Source organism: Streptomyces sp. MH60, from assembly GCF_002939385.1.
Classification (GTDB): domain Bacteria; phylum Actinomycetota; class Actinomycetes; order Streptomycetales; family Streptomycetaceae; genus Streptomyces.
The window spans coordinates 230530-240797 of the sequence record NZ_MULI01000003.1 but is presented as its reverse complement, the minus strand read 5'-3'; the positions used below and the strand labels follow the sequence as shown (position 1 = coordinate 240797).

General features: G+C 72.9%; 5 protein-coding genes and 1 pseudogene. 1 reads left to right on the top strand and 5 read right to left on the bottom strand.

Annotation, left to right across the window (positions count from 1 at the left end; all coding sequences use genetic code 11):
* The 4 genes and pseudogenes from BZZ08_RS04640 to BZZ08_RS04625 all read right to left on the bottom strand — a co-directional run.
* Positions 1-1716 (bottom strand): annotated as a pseudogene (locus BZZ08_RS04640) (hypothetical protein); the annotation flags it as partial.
* 104 nt (positions 1717-1820) lie between these two features.
* Complete coding sequence (eccCa, locus tag BZZ08_RS04635; protein WP_104630825.1) at positions 1821-5882, bottom strand: type VII secretion protein EccCa; 4062 nt, start codon at positions 5880-5882, stop codon at positions 1821-1823.
* Positions 5883-6311, bottom strand: coding sequence for a hypothetical protein (locus tag BZZ08_RS04630; protein ID WP_104630824.1), 429 nt, complete (start codon positions 6309-6311; stop codon positions 5883-5885).
* A gap of 2 nt (positions 6312-6313) precedes the next feature.
* Positions 6314-6676 carry a WXG100 family type VII secretion target gene (locus BZZ08_RS04625; protein WP_104630823.1) on the bottom strand — a complete coding sequence of 121 codons (363 nt, stop codon included), beginning with the start codon at positions 6674-6676 and terminating at the stop codon, positions 6314-6316.
* 180 nt (positions 6677-6856) lie between these two features.
* Between BZZ08_RS04625 and BZZ08_RS04620 the strand changes: the two genes are divergently transcribed.
* A complete protein-coding gene (locus BZZ08_RS04620; RefSeq protein WP_104630822.1) occupies positions 6857-7480 on the top strand; it encodes a hypothetical protein in 624 nt (207 codons plus the stop codon).
* A 59-nt stretch (positions 7481-7539) separates the two neighbouring features.
* Here BZZ08_RS04620 and BZZ08_RS04615 read toward each other — a convergent pair whose 3' ends face one another.
* The gene (locus tag BZZ08_RS04615) at positions 7540-10263 is read right to left on the bottom strand and encodes a right-handed parallel beta-helix repeat-containing protein (RefSeq protein WP_104630821.1); all 2724 of its coding nucleotides are present in this window, start codon (positions 10261-10263) and stop codon (positions 7540-7542) included.
* Positions 10264-10268 lie beyond the last annotated feature (5 nt).

The window sequence follows — 10268 nt, the reverse complement described above, 5'->3', positions numbered from 1 at the left end:
GCCGCGGGCGGGGGGCTGGGTGACGCGGGCTCCCTCGGCGGGCGTGCCGTGCGGGGTCGGCGCCGTGGCCCGCCCGGCACTCGCGGCACCGGCACCGTTGGCGAGGGGGGCCTCGGGGCTGCCCGCGTGCGAGGTGACGGTGTTGCGCGGGGTCGTCTCCCCCGAGCCTGGGGCGTGCGAAGTCGCGGTGGGCGTGTTCTGTTCGCCCCGGGGACTGTTCGCGCGCGGCACGCCGCCGGGGCCGGTGGGGGCGGTCTCGCGCACCGCTCCGGCGCCGCCGTGCGGGCTCGGCGAGACCACCGGGGCGTCCGGGAGGCCGGCGCTGCGCGGACCGTCCAGGAAGGCGTGCGGCGTCTGGGGGGCGGAGGGACCACCGCTGCGTACGAGGGCGGGCGGTGTGCCGTTGCCGGTGGCGAGGTCGTTGCCTGCGGTGTGGGGCAACTGGTTGCCCGGCCTGGGGGTGACGGGCGTGTTGGGTGCCGTGGCGGCGGGGGTACTCCCGCCGGTACGGACCTCACCCGGCCGCGGCGTGACCGGCGAGTTCGGTCCCGTGGCGGCGGGCGTGCTCGCGCCGGTACGGACCTCACCCGGCCGCGGGCTGACCGGCGCCGTCGGACCCGGCACCGCCGGGGACGTCCCCTCGGGGTGGACCTGACCTGGCCGGACGGTGTGGGGCGGCTGTCCGCCGCCCGCGGCCTGGCCCGCGGAGGGGGTGGGGAGAGGGTGGGGCACCGGGGAGTCCGTCCGGGCCGTGCCGGGTGTCTGCGTGCCCGGCCGCTCCTGCCCCGGACGCACGGTACCGGGCAGCGGGGTGGCGCTGCCCGGGGACCCGGCGTTCGGTCCGGGCGCGGCGGTCACGGGGTGGGGGACGCCGGCTCCGGTGGGCGGTGCGTGGTTGGTCTGGACGACCGAGTTCGGGAAGGGGGCGAGGTCTCCCACGTGCGGCAGCCCGACGTTCGGGATGTTGTTGCCCGCGTGCGGCACGGAGAGGCTGGACGCCTTGCTGGGGCTGGGGGCGGGGCCGGGGGTGGCGATGTTCGGCAGGCCCCTGCCGCCCGCGGCGGCGTTCGGGCCCTTGAGGATGTCGATTCCGCCCATCCCCCAGCCCGTCCACACGCCCAAGCCCATGTTGACGCCCTCGGACTCCCAGTCGATGTGCATGGGCCCGTGCCCCGCCTTGGAGCCCAGCCATCCCGCGAACAGGTCGGTGCCGAGGGTCACGCCCGCGTTGAGCACCGAGTCCGCGGTGAACGCCGCCGCCCGTCCGACGTTCGCGGCCGCGGCGGCGATCCGGGAGATGCTGGCGGCGATGCTCTGCACCAGTTGGCCCACGAGCGAGGTCAGCCGCGCCAGGACGGCGCCGATGCCGAACGAGGCGACGCCGAGGACCATGCCGAAGATCGTGGTCAGCGCTCCGATGAGAGCCGCGCGGTTGATCTCGTCGATGGCCTTCTGCAACTCGTCGGCGTAGTTGATGATCGCCTGACCGATCTCGACCGCCACGGTGCCCGCCTCCAGCAGGGCGTGCCGGATGTTGTGGTCGGCGACGCCGTTCCAGACGAGTTCCGCCGCGTGGCCCGCCTTGCCCGTCCAGCCTCCGGCCATGGAACTCACGGCGCCGTCCATGACCCCGACGGCTTCCTGCAGCATCTCGCCGGTGGAGATCCACAGCTGGCCGAGTTCTCGGATGTGCGCGTCGTCGTAGTGGACTGGCATGGTGTGTCCTCACAAGCGGGGGCCGGGGCGGGGGAACCGCGGTCCGGTCAAGAGGTTCGCGTGTCGGTCTCGGTGGTGCGCGGGGCCGAGGACCCGCGCACCGGCTAGTCGTCGGCGGGGTCGTAGACGGTCTGCAGCAGCGAGGCGCCGGTGCGGCGGGAGACGAGGAGGCCGCGGCCGGGTGGGAGGCGCCGGGCCCGCTGGTCGTGCAGGACCGATCCCTCGCGGGGGTCGCCCGACAGCAGCAGCCCGTCGGCTCCCAGGTCACGGATGCGTCCGCCGACCGGGTCGGAGAGGGAGCGGGAGAGCCCGCCGCTGCGGCGGGCCAGCACCACGTGGAAGCCGAGCTCGGCGGCCTGGGTCACGTAGTCGCCGATCGCGGCCAGCGGCCCGCGTCCGCCCGCCCCGGCGGGGGCGACGAGGTCGTAGTCGTCCACGACCAGGTACAGCTCGGGCCCGGCCCACCAGTCGCGTTCCTTGAGCGCGCGCGGGGTGATGCCGGGGGGCGGCATGCGCTCCTTCAGCTTCTCCACGACCTGCCCGAGGTACGCGGTGGCGGTGTCCGGGTCACCGGCGACCGCGCCCAGGTAGTCGTCGGGTACGGCGCCCAGCAGTCCGCGCCGGTAGTCGACGACGATGAACCGCACGTCCCAGGGCGACCGGCGGGCGGCCGTCTGCCGCATCCAGGACCGGAGGAACGACGTCTTGCCCGATCCCGAGTCGCCGTAGACCAGGAAGTGCGGCCCGGCCGTCTCCAGGTCGATGACCGCCGGGGCCAGGTCGAGTTCCCCGATGCCGATCGGCACGGCGCCCGCGGGCAGCGCCTCGGCGCCTCCGGGGAGGGCTTCCACGGCCTGCGCCAGTTCCTTCGGCGTCACCACGTCGGCCAGCACGCGCAGCGGTGGGGCCACGGCGCCCTTCCAGACTGTGGCGAGGTCCGCGACCGCGGTCTCCTGTGCCTTGGTCAGGTTGTCGACGGACGCGGCGCCGTCCAGGCGGGGCAGCGCCGCCTGGAAGAAGCTGCCCGGTGCCGCGAGGCCGCGCCCCGGGACGAAGGCGCGCAACTGCTTGGCCAGCGGCCGGGAGATCTCCGACTCCGCGGGCTCGGCCAGCCGCAGCTCGAGGCGTCCGGTGATGGTGTCGCGCAGGTTGGCCCTCAGTTCCGCCCAGCGGTTGGCGGTGAGGACCAGGTGCACGCCCACGTTGAGGCCGCGTACGGCGATGTCGGGGACGATCGCCTCGGCCTCCTCCACGGTGGCGCGCAGCGCGCTCCAGTTGTCCACGACGAGGACGACGTCGGCGGCGTTGACGCCGGGGGGCAGGGCCTTCTCGTCGCGGAGCCGGCGGAAGTCCGCCGCGGAGTCGACGCGCAGTTCCTGGAAGAGCCGTTCCCGTTCGTCGACCAGTCTGCGGACCACCGCGAGCGCGCGCCGAGTGCGCGCCTCGTCGTGCCGGGTGGTGATGCCCGACACGTGCGGTGCGTCCTCCAGGCCGATGAGGCTGCCACCGCCGAAGTCGATGCCCGTGAACTGGAGTTCGTCCGGGGTGTGGGTGAGCATGGCGCTGAGCATGAGGGAGCGCAGCAGGGTGCTCTTGCCGGACTGGGGGGCGCCGACCAGGATGAGGTGTCCCTGCTGGCCGGACAGGTCGAGGAGCAGGGCGCGCTGTTCCTGGCGGGCGGGGAGGTCCACGACGCCGACCGGGAAGGTGAGTCCGCCGCCCTGGGGCCACAGCAGGGAGTGGTGCCCCCGCTCGTCGTCGGTCTCCAGTGGAGCGAGTACCGATTCGATGTCGATCATCGGGGGCAGGGGCGGCAGCCACACCTGGTGCACGGGGCTGCCGTGCGCCTTCACCTGCTCGACGACGACCTGCATCTCGGTGCGCCGGCCGGGCAGCGTGTGGGGCAGGGAAGCCGAGGGCTCGGTCTCTTCGCCGTCCTCCTCCTGGGCGTCCTCGGCAGTGCGCAGGCCGAAGGGGACGGGTACCGCGGGCGGTCCGGTCTGCGGCACGTGTTCGTCGGCCTCCTCGTAGACCCCTGATATGTGGGCGACCCGGAAGCGTTCGTAGACGGACTCGTCGACCTTGAGGTAGGCGGAGCCCGGGATCGAGGGCAGCCGGTAGGCGTCGGTGGTCCCGATCACGGCCCGGCTCTCCTGGGCGCTGAAGGTGCGCAGGCACACGCGGTACGACAGATGTGACTCCAGCCCGCGCAGCCTTCCCTCGTCCAGCCGCTGGGTGGCCAGCAGCAGGTGCATGCCGAGGCTTCGGCCGACTCGTCCGATCTGCACGAACAGTTCGATGAAGTCGGGACGCTGGGTGAGGAGTTCACCGAACTCGTCGACGACGATCATCAGGTACGGCATCGGCTCCAGCGGCCTGCCGTCCTCGTCGGTGCCGCCGTTCGCCCGGAGGATCTGGTACTCGCGCACCGAGTCCACGTTGCCGGCCGCCCGCAGCATCCGCTGACGGCGCTGCTGCTCGCCCTGGAGAGCGGTGCGGACCCGGTCGACCATGGCCAGGTCGTCGGCGAGGTTGGTGATCAGACCTGCCACGTGCGGGAGCTCGGTCACGCCGGCGAAGGTGGCGCCGCCCTTGAAGTCGACCAGGACGAAGCTCAGGTGTTCGGGCGCGTGGGTCATGGTCAGGCCCGTCACCAGGGTGCGCAGCAGTTCGCTCTTGCCGGAGCCGGTGGCGCCGACGACCAGGCCGTGCGGGCCGATGCCGCCCTGCGCGGACTCCTTGAGGTCCAGCACCAGCGGGGAGCCGTCGCCGGTGAAGCCGATCGGCAGCCGCAGCAGCGCCTCGTCGTCGGGCTCGCGCCACAGCGCGGTGGGGTCGAACGCGCCGAGATCCGACACGCCCAGCATCTCGGGCAGGGCGACGGTACGCGCGAGGACCTGTTCCTGTTCGCCGGACAGCCTCAGCGGGGCCAGTGCGCGGGCCGTCTGCTCGCCGAGCGGAGGCGGGCACACGTCGGCGACCGCGTCCTGGGCGGTCTGGACCAGCGCGGCGTGACGCGTCTCCAGGGTGAGCGCACCCTCGGCGTCCACCCGGGCGCGGGCATCGACCCGGCTGGGCTCCTCGCTCTCCTTGGCGACCACGCACACCACGTGCAGGCCGCTGTCCGGGCCGGCCTCCGCCAGCAGGTCGGACACCAGGGGCAGCCCGGCCCAGTCCGCGTCGGGCCGGAAGCCGTCGAGGACGACCACGAGATGCCGTACCGTCCTGGCCTCGCGGCGTATCCCGAGCGAGCCGGCGCGCTCGGCGCGCTCTTCACGGACCCGGTCGACGTGGGACTGGAGGATGTCGGCGAGACCGTCCATGCTCAGCGCGATCATGGGCACCGAGTCGCCCCGGCCGGGCCGGCGGGCGTGCGGCAGCCACTTCGCCCAGGCCCAGGAGCGGTCCTCGTCCTGGACGAGGGCCGCGATCTGCACGTCGTCGGGGGCGTGCAGCACGGCGAGTTGCAGCAACAGCGATCCGGTCAGCTCGGCGGTGCGCTCCTCGGGGCCGAGCAGGGTCAGGACACCGGTGCCCGCGAGGTCGACCCAGGCGGGCTGGAGTCCGACGGTCTCGAAGTCGCGGGACAGCTTCTCGGCCCGACGGCGGGCGTCCTGGTCGTGTTCCGTCGTGGGGTCGCTGTGCCGGCTCAGTGCGATGCGCATCGCGGGGGCGCCTCGGCCGATGCCGAGCCGGAGCTTCATGAAGTCGGCGTCGGCGGGCCTGCGTTCCCACACGCGGCGCGGGCCGGTGGCGGCGATCGCCCACAGGCGCTGGGGGCTCGGGTGGACGAAGGCGCTGACCGCGCGCTGCGCCGCCGCCGACTCGCGGGCCTGGTTCCGGATGTCCCCCAGGTACTCGACGTACCGGTCGCGCTGCCGGTACTGGGTGCGTCGGCCGGCGTTCTTGGTCTGGGTCCTGACGACGACCGTCACACCGATCGAGACGACCACGAAGCCGATGCCCAGCATGATCATCCAGGGTCGCCCGAAGGTGACCATGTAGGCGGCCATACTGATGCTGCTGAGCAGCGGAAGCAGCATGTAGAGCCACGTCTGCGCCTGGTTCTGCGCGGCCTTCTGCGGGGGCGCGGCCAGCGAGACCTGCTGCTCCGGGACCGAGGGCGGGAACGTCCTGGCCGGGCGGTGGAAGCTTGTCCTGGTCATTTAGTTCGGGAAGTCCTGAGTGAAGGGGAATTCGGGTCCGAGGTGGTCCGAGGGCCCGCCGCCGTCGCCGCTGGGGACGGCCATCTCGTTGGAGAAGTTGGTGAAGGCCCACCACAGTTCGTTCTCCAGATGGCTGAAGCCCACGGCCGCGCCGAGTATTCCTCCGGCGATGGCGGGAAGGACGCCGAGTTGGCCGCCCTCCTGGCCGAACATCTCCGTCATCACGCGCGTCCATCGGTCGCCGAACTCCTGGGCCTCCGTGGCGCTCGGGGCGACCCAGCCGAGTCTCAGCCCGGCGGCGATGTTGTTGACACGCATGATCGACTCACCGATCTCGCCGGCGAGCGACACGAGTGTGGTGCCCTCCGTGCCGAGTGCCGGCGGATCGATCTTTATCGTGACGGCGTCGTAGTTCACGTTCTCGGGCATTGTCAGCCTCCGGAGTTAGTGGTGTTGGCCCGCTCGGCGGAGGCGTAGTTGTCGTAGGCGGTCTGCATGCGGTGCGCCATCTCGCGCAGCAGTTCCTCCAGATCGTGCGAGGCCCTGGCGAACCAACTGGTCATCACCTCGGCGGTCGAGGCCGCCGGGCTCTGCCAGTGGGTCTGCGCCGCCTCGAAGCGGGCCTCCACCTGGCCGATCAGTCCCGCGATGTGCTCGCTCTCGCCGCGCACCGCGCCGATCGCCCGCCTGAGTTCACCGAGCGCGACCCGGAACTCCTGCGGAGACATGCCGCCGCCGTGGCCGCCCGAACCCTCGCCGCCCGAACCCCCGTTGTTTCCGGCCGGTGTTGACATGAGTGACACTCCTTGATCCTTGACCGCAGTGCGCGGCACACGGAAGCCGGGCGGCCTCCCGGACATGGGGCCCGACGCTTTCACCGCCGGAGTTCGGTGTGACAACATTGCGAGGGTCGGCATCGTCCGACCGGAACGCCGGCTGTCTGTCGCCGGCGGACGCTCACACGGGAGCAGAGAATGCCCAATCCCCAGAATCAGCCCGCCCCGGGCGGCGAGGGCGGCGGAGCCGTCGAAGATCCGGACAAGGGGAAGGAGTTCGGTCACCTCGTCCCCGGCATGTCGGTGGGCTGGGAGACCCCGCCCAGCTTCAACCAGGATCCGAGCGGCGGGTCGGGCGGCGAATCGGCGACGGAAGTGGCCGACAGCGGCCCGATCATGTTCGACGCGACCACCGTCCGGGCGACCGAGACCACCCTGCTGGCCCAGGGGCGCAACGCGGTCAACCATTACGAGACCCTGCGGGCCAGGGTCGACACCGCCGTGCACTCGCAGTTCTGGGCGCTGGCCAAGCCGAAGCCGGCCATCTCCTCGGGTTCGTACGGCCCCACGACGCCCGGGGGCACCGGCTGGAGCCCGACGGTGCAGGAGACCAACGACAACGATGCGCGCATCGTCGCCGAGATCGGTGAGGAGTTCGCCGCCCACATCAACCCGGCCATGCAGAAGGCACTGGCCCTGCAGGCCAACGCCCTCGCGCTGCTGGGCAACTACGTCGCGCTCATCAACAGCTCGGGCCAGTCCTACTCCCGTCTCGACCGCGCCTCGCACTTCCCGGAGCCTCCGGGCCCCGTGACGAGCTGAACAGCACACCGTGTGCCGCCCGGCGCCGATGTGTCGGGCGGACACGCCGGGGCCCGCCATCAGGACACCGCCGCGGGGACGTCGACCGGCAGCAGCACCGTGAGGTCGTCGGCGTCCGGGTCGGACAGGTCGGCCACCCGCATGGCGTGCCGTTCGGTCATCTGCTGGAAGACCTGGCGGGCGGTGCGTCCGTTGCCGAAGCGCTCGGTCCGGGCGATCGAGCCGAAGTGGTCCAGCAGCGCCGCGGCCGTGTCGTCGCCGATCCGGTACTCGTGCCGGGCCGCCTGGTGCTCCACGATCCGCACGAGGTCCTGCGACGCGTAGTCGTCGAAGCGCAGGGTCCGGGTGAAGCGCGAGGCCAGGCCGGGGTTGGAGTCGATGAGGCGCTCCATGTCCTCCGGGTATCCGGCCGCGATCACCACCACGTCGTCGCGGTGGTCCTCCATCAGCTTCACCAGGGTGGAGATCGCCTCCTGCCCGAAGTCCGTGCTCTGCCCGGCCGGCACCAGGGAGTAGGCCTCGTCGATGAACAACACGCCGCCCAGCGCCCGCTTGAAGACGGCGGTGGTCCGGGGCGCGGTGTGACCGACGTACTCCCCCACCAGGGCGCCGCGGTCGGCCTCCACCAGGTGCCCGTCGGCCAGCAGTCCGAGAGCGGCCAGCAGCCGTCCGTACAGTCGCGCGACCGTCGTCTTCCCCGTGCCCGGGTTGCCCGCGAAGACCAGGTGGCGGCTCAGCGGCGGCGGTTGCAGGCCCGCCTCCTGACGCCGCTTGACCAGCTGCATCAGCTTCGCCATGGACTCCACCTCGCGCTTGACGCTCTCCAGGCCCACCAGGTCGCCCAGTTCGGCCAGCAGCTCCGGCAGCCGGTCCTCGCCCGTCCCTTCCCGGACGGCGACCGCCGTGCCGGTGCCGGTGCCGGTGCCGGACGCGGGTATGCCCGCGGTCCTGCCCGCGGTGCCCGCCGCGCGGGCCGGTCCGGCGCCGTCGTCCTCGTCCGCCGTGGGCAGGGTGGAGGCCGTGACACCGCTGGTGCGGCACTGCTCGAACCGGGCCGCGGCGTCGTCGGCCTGGGACAGGTCCTCGTCCGTGTCCCGCACCAGGCAGCGGCGCAGGAGAGGGGACGCTTTGGATCCCACGTACACCGCCGGATAGCCGGTGGCGGAGATCGTGCAGTCCTCCAGCAGGCCCCCGGATCCATCGCCCGCGTACACACCGTTCTTGGCGGTGCCCGCGATCGTGACCGAGCGGACGCGGGGCCGGGCTCCGGCCCAGATCACCAGGCCACTGCCCTGGGCGTCCGAGACGGTGAGGTCCTCGATCCAGGCCTCACTGCGTTCGTCGAGGAAGACGCCGGCCGACCCCGATCCCTCGATCCGGCCGCCCACCAGCAGGGCGCTGGTGCCCGCCGCGATCTCGACGCCGGTCCTGGCGGGCCGCAGCACCTCGCAGTCGGCCAGCAGCGGCCGGTGCCCGCTGTCCAGCCGGATACCGGTCTCCGTGTCGGCGACGACGAGCCGGCGCAGTACGGCGTCGGCGTCCTTGACGTCCACCCCCGTCATCCTGGCTCGTTCGATGCGGGTGTCCTCGGCGGTGAAGTCGGCCGCCCCCTCGACGCGCATGGCGTGCTGGGCGCTGTCCCGGACGGTGCAGGAGCGCAGTTCGGCACGGACGTTGCCGGCGATGTGCAGTGCCGTGTAGGCCGTGGTGGAGATCTCGCACTCGCTGAGCCGTACGGTGCACCGGTCCGTGGCGTGCAGGCCGTTGGCCCCGGTCCGGGCCACCGTGCCGCCGCGCACCCGCAGTTCCGCGTCCTCCACGACGGCCAGACCGGTGCCGGGCACGTCGACGACGCGGACGCGGTCCAGCTCGACGCGTCCGGTGCCCGCGGCGATGACGCCGGCGCCGCCGGTCTCCCGTATCTGGCAGTCGTCCATCTGGAGCCGGGCCGCGTCGCCCGCCAGGACGCCCTCGCTGCCGGTACGGAAGATCTCGCACGTCTCCAGCCTGGTGCGGGGCGCCCCGCGCTCGGCCGCTGCGGCGTGCTCCCCCTCTTCGGCCACGGGGGTGACGGCCGCGGTGGTGGCGCCGTCGGCGGCGCGTACGCCCTGGGCCCCGACATCGTGCAGCCGGCAGTCCCGCAGGAGCGGGCGCGACCCGGTCTGAGCCAGCAGACCGGCGTCGCCGACGTGGCGGACGGTGCAGGCGTCGAAGGTGCCCTGCGACTCGCCGGTCAGCACGATGCCGCAGCCGGTGGCGCGTTCGACCGTGGTGCGACGTACCTCCGCGCGGGCGGCATCACTGAGTGTCAGGCCGTGCCCCGCCGTCGAGCGGATCACGCACTCCTCCAGGACGGCGTGGGCCGTGCCGGTGACGAGGACACCGGAGCCCTGGGCGTTCTCGACGGCGCAGGTGCGCAGTTCGGCGGTTCCGCGGCCGATCTCGACGCGCCCGCCGGAGACGGCGCAGTGGTCGAGGACGGCCCGGCCGCCGCGGACCAGCACGGCGGGCTCGCGGTCGGCGGTGCCCTCGACCGTCAGGTCACGCAGTTCGCAGGTACCGCCCCGCACCGTGATCGCGGGTCCGTGGGTGGCGACGACGCGCACCGTCCCCGGGCCCTTCTCCGCGGTCAGGGTGATGTCGCGGTCCAGCACCACCGATTCGCGGTAGTCCCCGGGCTGGACGTGGATGACCGCGCCCACATCGGCCGCGCGAACGGCGGCCGCGACGGTGCGATGTGTGCCCCAGCCCCGGTCCGCCACCCTGAGGGCGTTGCGTTTCACCGCCG

Excerpts from the sequence above, each read along its gene's own strand:
- eccCa (WP_104630825.1), bottom strand. The coding sequence starts at position 5,882 with ATGACCAGGACAAGCTTCCACCGCCCGGCCAGGACGTTCCCGCCCTCG.
- BZZ08_RS04630 (WP_104630824.1), bottom strand. The coding sequence starts at position 6,311 with ATGCCCGAGAACGTGAACTACGACGCCGTCACGATAAAGATCGATCCG.
- BZZ08_RS04625 (WP_104630823.1), bottom strand. The coding sequence starts at position 6,676 with ATGTCAACACCGGCCGGAAACAACGGGGGTTCGGGCGGCGAGGGTTCG.
- BZZ08_RS04620 (WP_104630822.1), top strand. The coding sequence starts at position 6,857 with ATGCCCAATCCCCAGAATCAGCCCGCCCCGGGCGGCGAGGGCGGCGGA.